Raw genomic sequence first — 17,277 nt, 5'->3', positions numbered from 1 at the left:
GCACCTAACCGCCGCGTCGCTGCCGCGTCCAATCCCTTAGGTCGACGATCCGATCGACGCAGGGTCAGCAATGCAAACGCGAGTCATCAAAACGCATGCGCGCGCATGCGGCGGGATAGTGTTGTCGCTGGGTTTGTGCGCGAGCGCGCAGGCGGCGATCGTGGTCGACGGCAAGCTCGACGAGCCCGAGTGGGAGCAGGCGCGCCGTTACCGCGACTTCAAGGTCACCGAGCCGTTCCGTCTGGACGCGCCGGCGCCGGGTTCCTCCACCCAGGCGCGGCTGCTGTCCACGCCCGACGGCATCGCGGTGGCGTTCGAGCTGGAGCAGTCGGCGGCGTTCGCGCGGGTCAAGCCGCGCCTGGAACGCGACCAGAACCGCGTCGCCGACCGCGTCAACGTGAGCATCGATTTCGACGGCGACGGCCGCGGCGCCTACAGCTTCAGCGTCGACCTGTCCGGCTCGGTGCAGGATGGCGTGATCGCCAACGAGAATCTGACCAACCTGGACTGGGACACCGACTGGTCCTGGGCGGTCAGCGAAAGCGCGGACGGTTGGCAGGCCGAACTGCTGATCCCGTGGTCGGTGGCGACCATGCGCGGCACCGACACCGCCACGCGCAAGGTCAACGTCTATTTCAGCCGCACCCTGGGCAGCAACGGCGAGCGTCAGGCTTATCCGGCGCTGTCGCCCTCGCGCGGGCGCTTCGTGTCCGGCTTCGAGACCATCGAGATTCCGCAGTACCGCAAATCGCTGCTGCATATCTGGCCTTACCTGACCGCCAACCACGACCTGATCGGCCAGCGCACACGCTACAACGCCGGCGTCGACGTGTTCTGGAAGCCGTCGCCGGGTTTCCAGCTCAGCGCCACGGTCAATCCGGATTTCGGCCAGGTCGAATCCGACGATCTGGTGATCAACTTCGACGCGGTGGAAACCTTCTACAGCGACCGCCGCCCGTTCTTCACCGAGAACCAGAGCATCTTCGACCTGACCACGCCCGACTCGGGCCGCTTGATCCACACCCGCCGCATCGGCGCGGAGGCCGACGACGGTTCCGGCGCCAGCGACATCGACGTCGCGCTCAAGCTCAACGGCTCCGTCGGCGCATTGGGTTACGGACTGCTCGCCGCCAGCGAGGATGGCGAAGCCGGCCGCGACTTCTACGCCGCGCGCCTGCAGTATCCGCTGCGGCCCGGCCTCAACCTGGGCTGGCTGGGCAGCCTGGTGCAGCGGCCTTATCGCGATCGCGAGGCGCAGGTGCAGGCGCTGGACCTGAGCTGGAAACCCAACCCGCGCCTGATCGTCAACGCGCAGGCGTTGGGCAGTTTCATCGAGCAGGCCGGCCGGCGCAGCGACGACAGCGGCGCCTGGCTGCGCGTCAACTGGACGCCGTCGGACCGCTGGCGCTACGAACTGGAGGCCACCCATTTCGGCCGCCGCCTGGACTTCAACGACCTGGGCTTCCAGCGCCGCGCCAGCCTCAACGAACTGGAACTGACCGCGGTCTACCTGCACCGCATCCAGGACGCGGCCTCGCGCCTGGGCAGCACGCGCTGGACGGCCGAGCTGCAGGCGCGCGGCAACGACAGCGGCGACCGCCTGCCGACCTACCTGCTGCTGGGCGCCGACCTCAACTTCCGCAGCGGCGACCTGGTGTACCTGGAAGCCAGCCTGATCGGCGCCGGCTGGGACGATCTAATCTCGCGCGGCAACGGCCTGTGGCGGCGGTCGGGCCGTTACGATGCCGAGGCTGGCTACGTCAGCCGCCGCTACGGCGACTGGTCGCTGACCGCATCGGCGTCGTTGGTGCCGCGCGGGCTGAGCGCGCGGCCGACGCAGGAGTGGGTGCTGGGCGCGAACTGGTATCCCGACGAGGCCTTCAACGCCTCGTTCGAATTCGGTCCCGACCGCGGCGAGGACTGGCTGATCTGGGAGGGCGGGCGCGACTTCGGCCGCTACGCCCGGCGCGGCGACTTCGCCAGCCTGGGCCTGAGCTGGTTCCCGGGCCGTCGCCACGAGCTGCGCCTGAAGTCGGAATGGGTGGCGGTGCGCGGCAGCCGCGGCCAGCGCTACCGCCTGCAGCCCAATGGGCAGCTGAGCGCCAGCGGCGAGGCGCGGCCGGATTTCGACGTCAACAACTTCGGCCTGCAGCTGCGCTACCGCTACCTGCTGGGGCCGCAGTCGGACGTGTTCCTGGCGTACTCGCGCGGTGGCTACCGGCGCCAGGAACGCGACGGCGTCGGCGGCGGCGAGCTGTTCGACGACGCCCTGGGCCTGCGCGACGCCGACCAGCTGCTGGCCAAGATCCGCTACCGGTTCTAGGCCGTCGCCGCTGGCGGCAAAATCGCGGCTAACCGAATCCGGGCAGCGTGCATCCTATGGGGATGGACGGCGGCGACCCACCTTTGGACAGTGCAGCGCAATCGGCGGTGGCCAGGGCGCGCGCGGGCGACGAGCGCGCGTTCCGCGGGCTGGTCGAGGCGCATGCGCGGCCGCTGTTCCAGCTGTGTTTCCGCATCACCCGCGACGCCGCCCTGGCCGAGGACGCGGTGCAGGAGGCGTTCTACAAGGCCTGGCGCGGGCTGGCCGGCTACGACGGCCGCGCCGCGTTCTCGACCTGGCTGCACCGGATCGCGGTCAACGCCGCGCTGGAGCAACTGCGCCGCGACGCCCGCCACCGCCAGGACGCCAACGCGACCCTGGCGGCCGCCGACGAGGACGAGGGCGCGGATGTGCTGGCGGCGCTGCCCGACGACGCGCCCGATCCTGAAGCGCGCGCGTCCGGCGTGCAGATCGGTCTGCGCATCGACCGCCAGATGCAGCGCCTGAGTCCGTCCGAACGCGCCGCGTTCGTCCTGCGCCACTGGGAGGGCGAGCCGCTGGAGCGGATCGCCGAGACCCTGGGCATGAACACCGGCCAGTGCAAGCAGGCCATCTTCCGCGCCGTGCGCAAGTTGCGCGACGCGCTGGAAACCTTGAGGTAAGCCATGTCCATCCGCGACGACGACCTGATCCTGTACCACTACCGCGACGGCCTGGCGCCGGAGCGCGTGCGCGAGATCGCCGCGGCGCTGGCGGCCACGCCGGCCCTGGCCGCGCGCTATCAGACGCTGCGCCAGATCCTGGCCGCGGCCGATGCCGACGCGCTGCCGCCGTACGATCCCGACCTGGAAAAGCGCCTGTGGCAACGCCTGCAGCCGCGCCTGCACGAAACGCCGGCCGCGGCGACGGCGACAGTCCCGGCCGCGCGCCCGCATGCGCACGCGCGCCCGCGCCGCCGCTGGCGCGCCTGGGGCGCGGGCCTGGCGGCGACCGCGGTGCTGGGCCTGGCGGTGACCTGGTCGCTGCGGCCGCGCGATGCGGTGCAGCCGGCGGCACCGGTCGCGGTGCAGCCCGCGCTGCAACCCGCCGCGCCGGCTCCCGATGCGGCCGCCGATCCGGCCACAGGCAGCGCCGACCGCGTGCTCGACGCCTACGTCGCCGGCCATCTGCGCAGCACCGAAGGCCTGCTGCTGAGCGTGGTCAACAACGACGGCGGCGCGCTGGCGCCGATGGATCCGCAATACGTGCGCGAACTGGTCGACGACAACCGTCTCTACGCCGCCGCGGCCAGCGAACGCGGCGACCGCGCGCTGGCCGGGTTCCTGCACTCGCTGGAACCGACCCTGATCGAACTGGCTAACCGCAGCCCCGCTGCGGGCATCGAAAAAGAAAACGCGTTGCGCGACTACGTCGACGGCAGCGATCTGGTGTTCCAGGTGCGCGCGGTGCAGGCGCGTTTGCAACAGCGCAGCGGCGCCGCCGCGACGCAGGAAGGAGCGACGACATGATCCGGTACACCCCTTTGCGTCCGCGCCTGGCCGCCCTGGTTTTGACGACTTTGCTGTTCGCCACGCCGCTGGCGGCGGCGCCGCTGGATCCGGGCGGCGAAATGAACGCGCTGTACTGGCAGGGCCACAGCGCGCTGGGCGCCGGCGATTGGAAGCTGGCGCAACTGCGCTTCGCCGACTTGGAACGGCGCCTGCGCCAGAACGAGCCCAGCACGGTCGACGCGGCGGTGTACTGGCAGGCCTATGCGCTGATGCGCGGCGGTCGCGACCAGGAGGCGGCGGCGCTGGTCCGGCGCCTGCGCAGCGAATTCCCGCGCAGCCGCTGGAACCGCGATGCGGCGATGCTGTTGCACGGCAAGGGCAGGCCCGCGGCGGTGGACGGCGAAGATTCGCTGACCGGCATGCTGCAGGAGCCGCCGGCGCAGGCGATCCCGAAACTGGTCGGCATCCTCAACGGTTCCGGCGCACCGCGCCTGAAGCAGCGCGCGCTGTTCCTGCTCAGCCAGATGGACGATGCCGGCGCGCTGGCCCAGGTGGCGGCGGTCGCGCGCGGCAAGGACCGCGCCCTGTCCGAACGCGCGGTGCGCATGCTGGCCGTGGCCAACGCCGGCGACGAGCTGCGCCAGGTTTATGCCGCCGTGCCCGAGCCGCAGCGCAAGCTGCTGGTGCTCAAGGCCATGGGCGTGGCCGGCAGCTACGAGGACCTGGCCGAAGTCGCGCGCCACAGCACCGAGCCGCACCTGCGCGCCGGCGCCCTGCAGGCGCTGGGCGTGGCCGGACAGAGCGAGGTGTTGGCCGAGGTCGCCAACAGTTCGGTCGATGCCGGCACCCGCATCGCCGCGATCCAGGCGCTGGGCACCGCCAACGCCACGCGCGATCTGCTGGCGCTGTACCCGAACGTGCGCGGCGCGCCGCTGCTGCGCCAGGAAGTGCTGAAGAGCCTGCTGGTGGCATCCAACGAAGGCGTGGTGATGAAGCTCTATCACCAGGCCACCAGTGCCGACGAGCAGCGCGCGGTGCAGCGCGTGCTGCTGGATGCCGGTTACGACCCCAACCGTCCGCGCCGCTGAGCGCGCAAAGCCACGGAGTTGCCATGAAGATTCGCTATCCGATACGCGCCGGCTTGTACGTGGCGCTGGTCGTGGGTTTGGCCGCGGCGCTGTTGCTCGGCCCCGCCAAGGCGTCCTCCGACGAGGGCGATGCGCTGATCGCCGCGGTCAGGGCCGGCCGCGCCGATACCGTGCGCGACCTGGTCGGCCGCGGCGCCGACATCGACGCAGCGGTGTCCGGCGACGGCACCGCTTTGATCCAGGCCGCGCGCCGTCGCGATGCGGCCCTGGTCGCCGAACTGCTGCGACTGGGCGCCAAGGTCGACCGCAGCGTGCGCGGCGACGGCAACGCCCTGATCGCGGCCGCCGCGCAAGCCGACAATCTGCTCGTGCTGCGGCGCTTGGTCGAGGCCGGCGCCGACGTCGACGCCATCGTCGAGGACGACGAGACGCCGCTGATCAACGCCGCGCGCAGCGGCGACGTGCGCGCGGTCGCGTACCTGGTCGAACGCGGCGCCGACGTGAATCTGGGCGTGTCGGTGCGCGCCCATGCGGGCGCGGCGCCGATGTGGCGTTCGCCCTTGAACCAGGCGCGCACCGCGGCGGTGCGTCAGTACCTGGTCGCGCGCGGCGCGCGCCGCTGATCAGCCCTCGGCCCCGGCGCCGTCCGGGGCCTGGCGCAGGCAGTCGGCGAGAAACTCGACCGTCGCACGCACGCCGGGCAGCAGCCCGCGCCGATGCGGCATCACCAGCGTCGTCGTCACCCGGCCCGCATGCCAGTCCGGCAACACCCGCTGCAGCCGGCCCTCGTCCAGCGCCTGAGCGCAGAACCCCTGCGGCAGGCAGGCGATCCCCAGTCCCGCGCTGGCGGCGTGCAACAGCGCGACCGATTCGTTGGCGCTCATGCGTGCGCGCGGCGCGACCTGTGCCTGCCCGCCGTCGCGATGCTGCAGGGTCCAGACGCCGGCACCGGCGGCGCTGAGCAGGCCGTCGTGTTCGGTCAATCGCGCCGGCGCGTCCGGCGTTCCCTGCGCCTGCAGATAACCCGGCGAGGCGACCAGCACCACGGTTTCCACCGTCAGCACGCGTTGCACCAGACCCGAATCCGGCAGCGGCGCGAAGTGGCTGCGCAGGGCGATGTCGTAGCCCTCCTGCACCAGGTCGACGAAACGGTCGCTGACGTCCAACTGCAGCTGCAGCTTGGGATGGCGTTGCGCCAGCCGCGGCAGTTGCGCGGCCAGGTACAGCTGCGCGGTGGGCACCGAAGCGGTGATGCGCACGCGGCCGCTGGGTTCGGCCACGCGCCGGCGCACGCTGGCCTCGGCGGCTTCGGTTTCGATCAGCGCCGCGCGCGCATGCTCGTAGAAGTCGCGGCCGACGTCGGTGAGGGTGAAGCTGCGTGAGGTGCGATGGATCAGGCGCGCCTGCAGGCCGGCCTCGAGCTCGGCCACGCGCTTGCTCACGGTGGATTTGGGCACGCCCAGGCGGCGGCCGGCGGCGGCGAAACCGCCGTCCTCGACCGCGGCGGCGAACAGGATCAGGTCGTTGAGGTTCAGCACGTAAAGTCCATAGGTGTAGACGATTGGTCCACGATTGGCAGTCTACTCGCTGTGCGTCCACGCCAATAGTCTTTCTCCAGGCCAAGACCGGCCCCCAACCTCACTGGAGAACGCTATGAATCCGCTGCCCATCCTCTACTACGGCGTGCCCTCGGGCTGCTCCTTCGGTTCCATCGTCGCCCTGGAATGGCTGGGCGAGCCCTACGCCCTGAGCCGCATCGAGATGCCGGAGGTCGTGACCAGCGCGCAGTTCCGCCGCATCAATCCGGTCGGCGAAACTCCCGCGCTGATGGACGAACACGGCGCCGTCGTTACCGAAAGCATGGCGATCCTCAACCACATCGCCGCGCGCGGCCGCGAGCGCGGCCTGGGCTACGCCCAGGGCAGCCGCGACTTCGACCGCCTCAACCGCATGCTGGCCTACCTCAACACGAGCTTCTTCAACGCCTTCGCGCCGCTGTGGTACGTGCTGGAGCATGAAGTGACGGACGCCGAGCGCGAGGCGCTGGTGAACTACGGTCGCGCCAAGGTCGAGAAGGTGCACGCCGAACTCGAGGCGATGATCGGCGAGGGCCCGTGGCTGCTGGGCGAGCAGCGCAGCATCGCCGATGCCTACTTCATCGGCATCGCGCGTTGGACCCGCTACCACGACGTGGTCGACCGCAGCGACTACCCCAAGCTGCAGCGGCTGTACGAGGCCCTGGAAGCCGACCCGGCGGTGAAGTTCGCGCACGCCATCGAGGACCAGACGCCGGCGGTGAGCAGCGGCGGCTTCCGCGGCGAGATCGCACTGGCGCAGACGTTGCCGCGGTTGGCGCAAGCGGCCTGAGCCGATGTCGCCTGCGCCAACCCGCGCAGGCGACGCGGCACCGCTCCCACAGAAAGCCGTTGCGGCCGGCACTGGGCCGCAACGGCGCATGCATGCGCGATGCGATGCCCGTCGGATGACATTCGTCAATTACGCGCGCGCCGCCGCGCTGCCAAGGTAAGCCCCATGCCGGCGCCGTCGCGACCGGGACAGGCCGGGAGGACAGGATGAACACCCACAAACGTGCCCTGGTCCTGGGCGCCAGCGGCGGAATCGGCGGCGAGCTCGCGGTGCGGCTGGTGCGGCGCGGCTGGGAAGTGCATGCGCTGCAGCACCGCAGCCGCATGGCCGGCCACCGCGGCAACGGCATCTACTGGTGGCGCGGCGACGCGATGAATCGCGACGACGTGCTGCAGGCGGCCAAGGGCGCCGCGCTGATCGTGCACGCGGTCAGTCCGTCCGTCTATCAGGACGGCGACACGCAGTCGCTGCCGATGCTGCAGCACACGTTGGACGCCGCCGTCGCCGGCCGCGCGCGCGTGCTGCTGCCCGCGGCGGCCTGCAACTACGGTCCCACGGCCGGCGCCGGCGAGGACGCGCCGCAACGACCGCTCACGCGCCGCGGCGCGCTGCGCGCGGACATGGAGCGGCGCTTGCGCGATGCGGTCGCGCAAGGCGCGCGCGCCCTGGTCGTGCGCAGCGGCGATCACTTCGGGCCCCACGCCGGCCACAGCTGGTTCTCGCAGGCGATGGTGGAGCCGGGCCGCGCGGTGAGCGGGGTGCGCTATCCCGGCCGCGCCGGCATCGGCCATCAGTGGTGCTACCTGCCCGACCTGGCCGAGACCATGCTGCGCCTGATCGAAAGCGAGGAACGGCTGGGCGCGTACGAAAGCTTCCATGTCGGCGGTCATTGGGATGCCGACGGCCGCGCCATGACCGCGGCGATCGCGCGCGCGATCGGCAATCCCGATCTGCGCGTGAAGCGCTTCCCCTGGTCGCTGCTGCGCATGAGCACGCCGCTGCTGCCGATGCTGCGCGACATCGCCGAGCAGCGCCGGCTGTGGATGGAGCCGGTGCGCCTGGACAACCGGCGCTTGCTCGATTTCCTCGGCGAGGAGCCGCGCACCGCGCTCGATGTCGCCGTGCGCGACACGCTGTACGCGATGGGCTGCCTGCAATCCGAGCCGATGCCGCTGGCGCCTACGCGCGTAGCCGCGCCGGAGGTCATGCCCAGCGAACTCGCGCTGCTGGAGCGCGTCTGGCTGGACCGCGTGCTGGAAGGCGTGCAAGCGCGGAGCGCGAGAGACGCCGAGCGCGTCTTGCCGATCGCGGCGTGAACACAGCGTCGCACGCGCTGCACAGTGTGCGCGGGACGGCTCGGGTAGAGTGAGCCCGACCAGCCGCGTCGCCGGGTTCCGGCCCGGGCGGCGCGCCCCGATTCCGACGGAGTTGCCATGCAGCCGACCGCGCAAGCGCCCGAGCCCACGTCCGATCCAGCCATCGTCTCCATCGCCGGCCTGACCAAGTCCTACGCCGGCGGTTTCCAGGCCCTCAAGGGCATCGACCTGAACATCCGCCAGGGCGAAATCTTCGCCCTGTTGGGGCCTAACGGCGCCGGCAAGACCACGCTGATCAGCATCGTCTGCGGCATCGTCAATCCCAGTTCGGGCACGGTGCGCGTCGACGGCCACGACATCCTGCGCGACTTCCGCGCCGCGCGCGCCAAGATCGGCCTGGTGCCGCAGGAGCTGGCCACCGACGCCTTCGAAAGCGTCTGGGACACGGTCAAGTTCAGTCGCGGGCTGTTCGGCAAGGCGCCCAATCCTAAGTACCTGGAGCAGGTGCTGCGCGACCTGTCGCTGTGGGACAAGAAGAACGCCAAGATCATGGCCCTGTCCGGCGGCATGAAGCGGCGCGTGCTGATCGCCAAGGCGCTGTCGCACGAGCCCAAGGTGCTGTTCCTGGACGAGCCCACGGCCGGCGTCGACGTCGAGCTGCGGCGCGACATGTGGAACATGGTGTCGGCGCTGCGCGCCAGCGGCGTGACGGTGATCCTGACCACGCACTACATCGAGGAGGCCGAGGAAATGGCCGACCGCATCGGCGTGATCAACCACGGCGAGATCGTGCTGGTCGAGGACAAGGCCGCGCTGATGCGCAAGCTCGGCAAGAAACAGCTGACCCTGCACCTGCAGGCGCCGCTGCAACGGCTGCCCGAGACGCTGGCCGGCCCGGCGCTGGAACTGACCGCCGACGGCAACGAACTGGTCTACACCTTCGACGCCCAGGCCGAGGAAACCGGCATCGCCGACCTGCTGCGCCGCCTGGGCGAGCACGGCATCGACTTCAAGGACTTGCGGACCACGCAGAGTTCGCTGGAGGAGATCTTCGTCAGCCTGGTGCGCTCCGACGCGCGGGGAGCGAAGGCATGAACGTGCATGCCATCCGCGCCATCTACTACTTCGAGATGCACCGCACCTGGCGCACCCTGATGCAGAGCATCGCCTCGCCGGTGCTGTCGACCTCGCTGTACTTCATCGTGTTCGGTTCGGCGATCGGTTCGCGCATGGTCGAGATCGACGGCATCCGCTACGGCGCCTACATCGTGCCGGGCCTGATCATGCTGGCGCTGCTGACCGAGAGCATTTCCAACGCCTCCTTCGGCATCTACATGCCCAAGTTCACCGGCACCATCTTCGAGATCCTGTCGGCGCCGATCTCCTTCGTCGAGGTGGTGCTGGGCTACGTGGGCGCTGCGGCGACCAAGTCGGTGATCCTGGGCCTGATCATGCTGGCCACGGCGCGCCTGTTCGTGCCGTTCGAGATCGCGCATCCGTTCTGGATGGTGGGTTTCCTGGTGTTGACCGCGGTGAGTTTCAGCCTGTTCGGCTTCATCATCGGCGTGTGGGCCGACGGTTTCGAGAAGCTGCAGATCATTCCGATGATGGTGATCACGCCGCTGGCCTTCCTGGGCGGCAGCTTCTATTCGATCCATATGCTGCCGCCGTTGTGGCAGAAGATCTCGCTGTTCAATCCGGTGGTCTACCTGGTCAGCGGTTTCCGCTGGAGCTTTTATGGCGTTTCCGACGTCAGCATCGCGGTCAGCGTGGGCATGACGGCGGCGTTTCTGCTGCTGTGCCTGCTGGCGATCTGGTTGATCTTCCGCACGGGGTACAAGCTCAAGACCTGAGCAGGCGTGGGATCGGGCGCGGTGCGACGATGCGGTTCGCCTGCGGCTCACCGCGTCCTGCGGCGCTGTTATGGCCGCTCGCCGCGGCCTTGCGCCTTGGCGTTGGCGATCACCGCGCGCACCAGCTCGCGTTCGCGGTGGCGCGAGATCGCGACCGCGCCCAGGGCGATCGCGCGCTGGCGCAGCGCCGTGTTGACGTCGTAGTGCGCGCCGCTGGCCTTGTCCTGGAACGCGCGCCGCGGCAGGCCCAGACGCTGCGCGAAGGCGTGCAGCTCGTCCAGGGTATCGGCCATCAGGTGCGCCCAGCGCTCGCCGCGCCAGGGCCAGACGGCATCGTCGACGTAGACGGTCATGCGCGATCCGTGAGGGAAGACCGACAGTATCGGACAAGACCCGGCGCGGGCGTCGGCCGGGCGCTCATTCCGCCAGTTCGACCCGGTCGCGGCCGGCGGCCTTGGCCCGGTACAGGGCGGTGTCGGCCTTGCGGATCCAGGCCCCGGCATCGGGTGTGGACGGTCCGGCCGAGGCCGCGCCGATGCTGATCGAGCAGCGCAGGCCCTGCGCGAACAGGCGTTCGCGCACCTGCTCCAGCGCGCGTTGCGCCACGTGCTGGGCATCGTGCAGGTCCGAGCCGGGCAGCACCACCGCGAATTCGTCGCCGCCGTAGCGGCCGGCGGTGTCGGTCTCGCGCAGACAGCGCTGCAGCAGCGCGGCGAATTCCTCGATCACTTGGTCGCCGACCGTGTGGCCCTGGCTGTCGTTGATCTGCTTGAAGTGATCGATGTCGATCATCATCAGCGTCGCCGGGCGCTGGGTGCGCTGATGGCGCGCGAGTTCGCCGCGCACCACTTCCAGCCAATGCCGGCGATTGGCCAGGCCGGAGGCGAAGTCCACCACCGCGACCTCGCGCAGCAGCTTGTTCTGCACCCGCACCTTGTGGCCGAGTTCCCAGGTGGCGATGCCGATGGTCAGCGGGTAGGCGATCAGCAGCGGCAGCGAGCCCAGGATCTCCAACTGGCCGCTGTGCGGCGCGAACGCGAACCCGTTGAGGGCCGCGGTGGCCGCGCAGGCCGCCATCATCCACAGCAGCGCGCGCGAAGCGAAACGCGGGCCGCCGACGCTGAGCTTGTCCATGGTCAGCATCACCGCCAGCAGCACCGACGGCAGCAGGTTGAACTGCATCAGCGCGATCCACACCCCGCCCATGGCCGAGTCCACGGTCAGGCTGCGGAATTCGATCCGTTCCGGGTGCGCGTGCCGGCGCGCCAGCGCATAGGCCAGGTGCGGCCAGACCAGGCCGTTGAAGGCGAGCAGGGCCCAGACCGCCGGCGGCGCCTGGGCGGCGTACAGGGCCGAGCCCACGCACAGCATGCCGATGCCCAGGCCGATGCTGCGCATGCGGCGGATGCGCCGGATGAAGCGCAGGCGCGATTGCGTCAGGTCGGAGGCGAAGGTGGTGGACGGCATTGCGACAGCCTGTGCGTTGAACCAGGGGCGGTTGAACAGGGTGGGCGTGTCGTGGGGGAAGCGGCTCGTCCTGTGGGAATTGTCTCAGATCGCCGTCCAGGCCATGTCTACGCGGCCGCGCCGCCATTCCGCCCGCGCGGTCGGAACGCCGTGCCGATCGTGGCGTGAAGGCGAAGGCGCGCGCCGGTCCTAGAATGGCGTCTGACGCCGCCGCCCGCCCGCGACCCTCGCCATGCAGCTTTCCGCTCTACACCACGTCGCGCTGATCTGCTCCGACTACACGCGTTCCAAGCGCTTCTATACCCAGGTGCTGGGCCTGCGCGTGATCGCCGAGGCCTACCGCGCCGCGCGCGATTCCTACAAGCTCGACCTGGCCCTGCCCGACGGCAGCCAGCTGGAACTGTTCTCGTTCCCCGAGCCGCCGCCGCGCCCGTCCTACCCCGAAGCCTGCGGCCTGCGTCATCTGGCGTTCGAAGTGCCCGACATCGACGCCGCGGTGAGCGAGTTGCGGACGCATGCGGTGGCGGTGGAACCGGTGCGCATCGACGAATACACCGGCCGCCGCTACACCTTCTTCGCCGATCCCGACGGCTTGCCGCTGGAGCTGTACGAACGCGCGCAGGAGTAAGACGCCTCAGGCGCGCTCGACCGCGTGGCCTTGGGCCGCCCAAGCCGCGAAGCCGCCGGCGAGCGGGCGCACGCGCTTGAAGCCGCGCCGCCGCAGTTCCTGCGCCAACACCGCGGCCGAGGCTTCATTGGGGCAGTCGCAGTACACGATGACTTCGTCGGCCGGCACCAGCGGCGCGTCCGACAGCGTGGCGACGAAGATCGCGCCCGGGATCCAGCCGGACTCGGCGCGGCTTTCGGCGCGGCGGATGTCGAGGATGGTCGGGCCGCTGCCACCTTCGATCATGCCGTAGAGCTCGTCGACCGTGATCCGCGCCATGCGCAGTTGGCGCAGGAACCACTGCCGGCGCAGCCACTTGTAGGCGACCAAAGCCACGATCAGCGCCAGCAGCACCGGCAGGGCGTAATGGCCCAGCGCCTCCAGGCGTTCCAGCACCTCGTTGACCGCGCGATGGAACACCGCGCCCACCGCCACCGCTACCGACGCCCACAGCAGCGCGCCGATCGCATCGAACAGCAGGAAGCGGCGCGCGCTGGTGCCGGTATCGCCGGCCAGGGTGGTCGCCACGGCGGCGAAGCCGGGCACGAACTTGGCCACGATCAGCGACGGCGCGCCCCAGCGCGCGTACACGCCGCGCGTGGTCAGCACGCAGGAGTCCGGCGACAGCGACAGCCGGCACATCAGCCGCAGCAGCGCATCGCCGAAGCGGCGCCCGCCCAGGAACCACAGCCAGTCGGCCAGCACCGCCGCCGCCGAGGCGATCAGCACGATCGCCAGCAGGCTTTCGCCGCGGTCCACCGCGACCGCGGCGGTGACGATGATGGGCGGATAGGCCGGCACCGGCACGCCGCCCTGATCCAGCAGCACGGCGACGAACACCACGAGCAGGCCGTAGCTTTCGATCAGGTGCAGCAGCATGTCCATCGGCGGGGCTCGCAACGGCGCGCCGCGCGGCGCACGGGCGAAGTCGGCAGTGTCGGCCCGGCTACGGCAACGCGCAATCCGCGCCGGTGAGAAGCAGCGTTGCTGCCTTTGCGCCTTTGGGGGCGAGGGCTCGCGGGCCATCGGGCTCGCGCCGGCTGCCGCGATTCGCGCGCCCTCATCCGCCAATCGAGCACCTGCTCCTTTCTGGCCCCCTTCGGGCGCCGCGAGCGGGAGAGCAGACGGGCCAGACGGTGCGGTTTACAGGCGCGCCGCGTTCGCCAGCGCGCGCACCTCGTCGAAGCGCCAATCGCGCAGCAGGCGACCGTTCTCCCAGACCGTGACCATGGCATCGTCGTAGCCGGCCGGGCGCTGCATCTCGTCCAACGTCGCCGCCTCGGCCGGCACCGGCACGGTCTTGAAGTGGCCGTATTCGCGATGGCGCAGCAAGGTCATGCGGCCGCGCTTGCTGGCCTTGCCCTTGTCGGTGACCGGATCCTTGTAGACGTCGATCCATTCGCCGTTCACGCGCGCGGCCGAGCACTTCAGCGCGAACTTCTGGGTGTCGCGGTCCAGCCGTTGCAGCAGCGCGCCGCCCATGCCGAAGGCGAGGTTGTCGGTGGCGTAGCCGTAGCTGGTCGCGCGTTCCAGGATCGCGCGGATGCTGGTCGGATTGATGCCGTCGCCCTGGATCACGCGCACGTGGTTGAGCACCTTGTAGCCCTTGCCGTTGACGGTATGGCCGAAGGCCTCGTCGAGCAGGCTCAGGCACTGATGCACCACGTCGACCGGATCGCCGGAGTCCGGGCGTATCACCACGGTCGCGCCGGAGGCGATCACCTCCTCGCGCAGCGTCTTGCCCCAGTGCTCGTGAATGGCGTGGAAGATGTCGTAGCTGTCCGACACCACGGCCACGATCGCGCCGGGCTTGGCGAACTGGCGCAGCATGTTGCGGTAGGCGTCGACCTCGTGCTCGCGGCCCCAGCTGGTGATGGTGCTGTGCTCGGCGGCCGGGATCGAATACCCGGCCATGGGCTCGTGGTAGTAGGCGCGCGCGGCGAGCAGGCCGGCCACGGTGTCGGTGCCCATGAAGTTGACCAGGTGGGCGACGCCGCCCAGCGCGGCGGATTCGGCGCTGGACACGCCGCGCGCGCCGAAGTCGTGCAGCTTGAACGGCAGCTGGCCTTCCGGGTCGTCGCTGGTGCGTTCCAGGAACTGGCGGATGGTCTGCTTGGCGTGCCAGCTGATCGTGGCCACCGTCACCGGGTACCACAGACGCAGCAGCAGGGTCTCGATGTAGGACGGCACCCAATAGGCCTGCGGGTCGGTGGATTCGATCGTGACCAGCGCCTGATGGGTCGGCACCACCGTGCCTTCGGGGACGGCGCGGATGCGCAGCGGCAGCAGGCCGCCGTGGCGGTCGACGATGTAGCGCCAGCCGTCCTCGTTGAACGGTTCGCCGTGGGCGGCGTAGAGATCGCGCGCCTCGTCGATGTCGGCATGGCTGATCGGCTTGCCCAGGTATTCCTTGAGGATGGCCTGCAGGCCGAAGAACACGGTGCGGTCGTAGACGCCGCCGCGCGATTCCACGTAGAAGAACGTGGCATCGGTGCCGGGCGGGTACTGCAGCCAGTGGCTGGCCTTGTAGCTGTCGGTGTTGAGCAGCAGGTTGTTCAGGCATTGCATGACGGGAAGCTCCTTCGCGTCGGGATGGCCGGCGGTCTGTCCGCCGGCGGGTGCGGCCGGCGGATCAACCGCGGCCGAGGAAGAACTCGAGGATGTGCAGGTGGTCTTCGTACAGTTGCGGGCCCATCTCCAGCGCCACGCTGACCGGTATCCAGCGCGCCTTGTCGGCGTCGTCGCCGCCGCGCACGTGGGGCAGCTCGCCGCTGGGGAAGTCGAAGTGGAAGGCGTGGGTGATGGTGCGCCCGCGCTGGCTGCGGTCGGGGTGATCGAACACGTGCTGGTGACGGATCGAACCCTTCAGCACCGGCAGCGGCAGTTTGAGGCGGGTTTCCTCGCGCAACTCGCGCAGGCAGGCGTCTAGCAGGCTTTCGTCCTGACCGACGAAACCGCCCGGCAGCGCCCACAGGCCCTTGCCGGGCTCGGCGCGGCGCCGCACCAGCAGCACGTGGCCGGAATGCACGACCACCGCGTCGGTGGTGACGAAGGTGGGTGGATACGGCGCGTCGGCCCAGGCCGCGCGGTAGGTATCGATGAACTGGTGCTCGGCGACCAGTTGCTTGAACGCCGGCGAGTTCTTGCGGAAGGCCTCCAGCATGTCGAATACCGGCGCCGGTACGTTGGCGCGGATCAGCATCAGGCCGCCGTGGCTGTCGAGCTGGTTGGCTTCGTACAGATACCGGCGCAGTTCGGTCGCCGACAGGGTGGCGGTGTGCTGCACGTCGACCAGGTCCCACTGCGGAAACTCGCGCAGGTAGTAGCTGGATGCGTCCTTGTCCTGGCCGATCAGGCCGACCCGTGCCTGCGCATCGCCGCCGTCCGCGGCGATGGCCTCGGCCACCGCGCGCTGCACGCCGGCGATCCAGCGGCTCTCGTTGTACAGACGGTCGCGCAACGGCCGCACGATCAGCCGCTCGGCCGCGTCGGCGAGCGCGGACTGGATCATCACCGCGCGTTCGGCCACGGTGAAGGGGTTCTTGGTGGTGCGGGGGGTGTCGGCCGAGCCGACCAGAAAGACGATCTTGCGGGCCTTGCTCAGCGCAAGGCGGGCGACCGCGGCGTGGCCGTTGTGGAACGGCTCGAAACGCCCGATGAAAACCAGGTAGTCGTAGTCCATGAGGCTCCCTCACGGTGAGTAGCGTCGGGTCTGTCCCTGCGCTTGCGACTCATGCTACGCCGTTCGCGCCGCGTCCACAACGAGATCGCGGCGGCGCTCCACGGCCGTTCGCCGCCTGCGCTTCTACGCCTGATCCTCACACGCACAGTCGCACTATCGGCTTGCCGCACGACGTTGCGAACGGACGCGCGGCACGGGAGGCGCGCGGTGCGACTGCAAGGCAGCCAACAGACGTTGTTGATCACCCTGTACGGCAAAGCCATGGACAACCGTTCGGCGCAGCCGCTGCTGCACGACGAGCTGGCCGACGAGATCGTGCGCCGGATCGACTACGACTTCGGTCGCTTTCCGCTCAACCCCGGCCAGATCGCCGGGTTGGCGCTGCGCGCGCGGGTGTTGGACGACTGGGCGCGCGAGTGGTTGGCGCAGCATCCCGACACCATCGTGCTGCACCTGGGCTGCGGGCTGGACACGCGCGTGTTCCGGATCAATCCGCCGGCCGACCTGGATTGGATCGACGTCGATTACCCGGAAGTGATCGAGCTGCGCCGCGAGCTGATGCCCGAGCGCTACGGCAGCTACCGCATGCTCGCCGCCGACGCCTCCGATCCGGACTGGCTGGCGCCGATCGCGGGCGGGCGCGCGGTGCTGGTGATCAGCGAGGGACTGTTGCCGTATCTGCGCGAGGCCGATGCGCGCGCGCTGGTGCAGCGCGTGGTCGATCGCTTTCCGCGCGGGCAATGGCTCTGCGACATCTACAGCCGCTGCGCCGTGCGCCTGCTGGAGCGCTCCTGGGTCGCGCGCCGCACCGGCGCGCGTTTCGGCGACTGGGGCTTCGACGATCCGCGTCAGATGGAAGCCTGGCACCCGCGCCTGAGCTTCGTCGACGAGCCGCGCCTGGCGCAGCGGCCGGAGGTGGCCGCCTTGCCGCCGCGTCAGCAATGGCTGTACCGCACCTACGATCGCTGGACCTGGCTGCGCCGGCTCGGGCGCCTGGCGCGCTATCGCTTCTAGCGCGAGGGCG

17 protein-coding genes are annotated in these 17,277 nt (G+C 70.1%); 11 read left to right on the top strand and 6 right to left on the bottom strand.

Going from position 1 to position 17,277, the window contains the following annotated elements:
- The first annotated feature begins 118 nt into the window (after positions 1 to 118).
- The 5 genes from LVB77_RS20585 to LVB77_RS20565 all read left to right on the top strand — a co-directional run bounded on the left by LVB77_RS20585 (position 119) and on the right by LVB77_RS20565 (position 5,524).
- Positions 119 to 2,323, top strand: coding sequence for a DUF5916 domain-containing protein (locus LVB77_RS20585; protein ID WP_232908060.1), 2,205 nt, complete (start codon positions 119 to 121; stop codon positions 2,321 to 2,323).
- 107 nt (positions 2,324 to 2,430) lie between these two features.
- Complete coding sequence (locus LVB77_RS20580; protein ID WP_232908059.1) at positions 2,431 to 2,985, top strand: sigma-70 family RNA polymerase sigma factor; 555 nt, start codon at positions 2,431 to 2,433, stop codon at positions 2,983 to 2,985.
- Positions 2,986 to 2,988: 3 nt separating this feature from the next.
- Complete coding sequence (locus LVB77_RS20575; RefSeq protein WP_232908058.1) at positions 2,989 to 3,831, top strand: hypothetical protein; 843 nt, start codon at positions 2,989 to 2,991, stop codon at positions 3,829 to 3,831.
- Positions 3,828 to 4,901, top strand: coding sequence for a hypothetical protein (locus LVB77_RS20570; protein ID WP_232908057.1), 1,074 nt, complete (start codon positions 3,828 to 3,830; stop codon positions 4,899 to 4,901). Before LVB77_RS20575 ends, LVB77_RS20570 begins: the two co-directional genes overlap by 4 nt.
- Positions 4,902 to 4,924: 23 nt before the next feature.
- Entirely contained in the window at positions 4,925 to 5,524 is a 600-nt protein-coding gene (locus LVB77_RS20565) for an ankyrin repeat domain-containing protein (protein ID WP_232908056.1), read from the top strand.
- Here LVB77_RS20565 and LVB77_RS20560 read toward each other — a convergent pair whose 3' ends face one another.
- On the bottom strand, positions 5,525 to 6,439 hold the full coding sequence (locus tag LVB77_RS20560; RefSeq protein ID WP_232908055.1) for a LysR substrate-binding domain-containing protein: 915 nt from the start codon (positions 6,437 to 6,439) through the stop codon (positions 5,525 to 5,527).
- Positions 6,440 to 6,554: 115 nt separating this feature from the next.
- Between LVB77_RS20560 and LVB77_RS20555 the strand changes: the two genes are divergently transcribed.
- The 4 genes from LVB77_RS20555 (at position 6,555) to LVB77_RS20540 (ending at position 10,437) form a co-directional block, all read left to right on the top strand.
- Positions 6,555 to 7,268, top strand: coding sequence for a glutathione S-transferase family protein (locus LVB77_RS20555; protein WP_232908054.1), 714 nt, complete (start codon positions 6,555 to 6,557; stop codon positions 7,266 to 7,268).
- A gap of 206 nt (positions 7,269 to 7,474) precedes the next feature.
- Positions 7,475 to 8,584 carry an NAD-dependent epimerase/dehydratase family protein gene (locus LVB77_RS20550; protein ID WP_232908053.1) on the top strand — a complete coding sequence of 370 codons (1,110 nt, stop codon included), beginning with the start codon at positions 7,475 to 7,477 and terminating at the stop codon, positions 8,582 to 8,584.
- A gap of 117 nt (positions 8,585 to 8,701) precedes the next feature.
- Positions 8,702 to 9,679 carry an ABC transporter ATP-binding protein gene (locus LVB77_RS20545; protein WP_232908052.1) on the top strand — a complete coding sequence of 326 codons (978 nt, stop codon included), beginning with the start codon at positions 8,702 to 8,704 and terminating at the stop codon, positions 9,677 to 9,679.
- Positions 9,676 to 10,437, top strand: coding sequence for an ABC transporter permease (locus LVB77_RS20540; protein WP_232908051.1), 762 nt, complete (start codon positions 9,676 to 9,678; stop codon positions 10,435 to 10,437). Before LVB77_RS20545 ends, LVB77_RS20540 begins: the two co-directional genes overlap by 4 nt.
- Positions 10,438 to 10,505: 68 nt before the next feature.
- Here LVB77_RS20540 and LVB77_RS20535 read toward each other — a convergent pair whose 3' ends face one another.
- Positions 10,506 to 10,790: a DUF4031 domain-containing protein gene (locus LVB77_RS20535; RefSeq protein ID WP_232908050.1), complete on the bottom strand. Its 285-nt coding sequence runs from the start codon at positions 10,788 to 10,790 to the stop codon at positions 10,506 to 10,508.
- 64 nt (positions 10,791 to 10,854) lie between these two features.
- On the bottom strand, positions 10,855 to 11,904 hold the full coding sequence (locus LVB77_RS20530) for a diguanylate cyclase (RefSeq protein WP_232908049.1): 1,050 nt from the start codon (positions 11,902 to 11,904) through the stop codon (positions 10,855 to 10,857).
- A 232-nt stretch (positions 11,905 to 12,136) separates the two neighbouring features.
- On the opposite strand from LVB77_RS20530, the gene LVB77_RS20525 reads away from it, so the two are divergent.
- Positions 12,137 to 12,532 carry a VOC family protein gene (locus LVB77_RS20525; protein ID WP_232908048.1) on the top strand — a complete coding sequence of 132 codons (396 nt, stop codon included), beginning with the start codon at positions 12,137 to 12,139 and terminating at the stop codon, positions 12,530 to 12,532.
- 6 nt (positions 12,533 to 12,538) lie between these two features.
- Here LVB77_RS20525 and LVB77_RS20520 read toward each other — a convergent pair whose 3' ends face one another.
- The 3 genes from LVB77_RS20520 to LVB77_RS20510 all read right to left on the bottom strand — a co-directional run bounded on the left by LVB77_RS20520 (position 12,539) and on the right by LVB77_RS20510 (position 16,253).
- Complete coding sequence (locus tag LVB77_RS20520; protein WP_232908047.1) at positions 12,539 to 13,456, bottom strand: rhodanese-like domain-containing protein; 918 nt, start codon at positions 13,454 to 13,456, stop codon at positions 12,539 to 12,541.
- 258 nt (positions 13,457 to 13,714) lie between these two features.
- Positions 13,715 to 15,139 carry a nicotinate phosphoribosyltransferase gene (locus LVB77_RS20515; RefSeq protein WP_232908046.1) on the bottom strand — a complete coding sequence of 475 codons (1,425 nt, stop codon included), beginning with the start codon at positions 15,137 to 15,139 and terminating at the stop codon, positions 13,715 to 13,717.
- A gap of 64 nt (positions 15,140 to 15,203) precedes the next feature.
- Positions 15,204 to 16,253: a bifunctional nicotinamide-nucleotide adenylyltransferase/Nudix hydroxylase gene (locus tag LVB77_RS20510; protein ID WP_232908045.1), complete on the bottom strand. Its 1,050-nt coding sequence runs from the start codon at positions 16,251 to 16,253 to the stop codon at positions 15,204 to 15,206.
- A gap of 207 nt (positions 16,254 to 16,460) precedes the next feature.
- Here LVB77_RS20510 and LVB77_RS20505 point away from each other — a divergent pair, with 207 nt between their 5' ends.
- Entirely contained in the window at positions 16,461 to 17,267 is an 807-nt protein-coding gene (locus tag LVB77_RS20505) for a class I SAM-dependent methyltransferase (RefSeq protein ID WP_232908044.1), read from the top strand.
- The last annotated feature ends 10 nt before the right edge of the window (positions 17,268 to 17,277 follow it).

This window comes from Lysobacter sp. 5GHs7-4, from assembly GCF_021284765.1.
Lineage (GTDB): Bacteria > Pseudomonadota > Gammaproteobacteria > Xanthomonadales > Xanthomonadaceae > Lysobacter.
Note: the sequence above shows the minus strand (reverse complement) of the source record. Positions and strands in the feature narration are given on the sequence as shown.

Bases quoted from the DNA above. Each gene is read 5' to 3' on its own strand.
- LVB77_RS20575 (WP_232908058.1), top strand. From the start codon at position 2,989: ATGTCCATCCGCGACGACGACCTGATCCTGTACCACTACCGCGACGGC.
- LVB77_RS20570 (WP_232908057.1), top strand. From the start codon at position 3,828: ATGATCCGGTACACCCCTTTGCGTCCGCGCCTGGCCGCCCTGGTTTTG.
- LVB77_RS20565 (WP_232908056.1), top strand. From the start codon at position 4,925: ATGAAGATTCGCTATCCGATACGCGCCGGCTTGTACGTGGCGCTGGTC.
- LVB77_RS20555 (WP_232908054.1), top strand. From the start codon at position 6,555: ATGAATCCGCTGCCCATCCTCTACTACGGCGTGCCCTCGGGCTGCTCC.
- LVB77_RS20550 (WP_232908053.1), top strand. From the start codon at position 7,475: ATGAACACCCACAAACGTGCCCTGGTCCTGGGCGCCAGCGGCGGAATC.
- LVB77_RS20545 (WP_232908052.1), top strand. From the start codon at position 8,702: ATGCAGCCGACCGCGCAAGCGCCCGAGCCCACGTCCGATCCAGCCATC.
- LVB77_RS20540 (WP_232908051.1), top strand. From the start codon at position 9,676: ATGAACGTGCATGCCATCCGCGCCATCTACTACTTCGAGATGCACCGC.
- LVB77_RS20535 (WP_232908050.1), bottom strand. From the start codon at position 10,790: ATGACCGTCTACGTCGACGATGCCGTCTGGCCCTGGCGCGGCGAGCGC.
- LVB77_RS20530 (WP_232908049.1), bottom strand. From the start codon at position 11,904: ATGCCGTCCACCACCTTCGCCTCCGACCTGACGCAATCGCGCCTGCGC.
- LVB77_RS20525 (WP_232908048.1), top strand. From the start codon at position 12,137: ATGCAGCTTTCCGCTCTACACCACGTCGCGCTGATCTGCTCCGACTAC.
- LVB77_RS20520 (WP_232908047.1), bottom strand. From the start codon at position 13,456: ATGGACATGCTGCTGCACCTGATCGAAAGCTACGGCCTGCTCGTGGTG.
- LVB77_RS20515 (WP_232908046.1), bottom strand. From the start codon at position 15,139: ATGCAATGCCTGAACAACCTGCTGCTCAACACCGACAGCTACAAGGCC.
- LVB77_RS20510 (WP_232908045.1), bottom strand. From the start codon at position 16,253: ATGGACTACGACTACCTGGTTTTCATCGGGCGTTTCGAGCCGTTCCAC.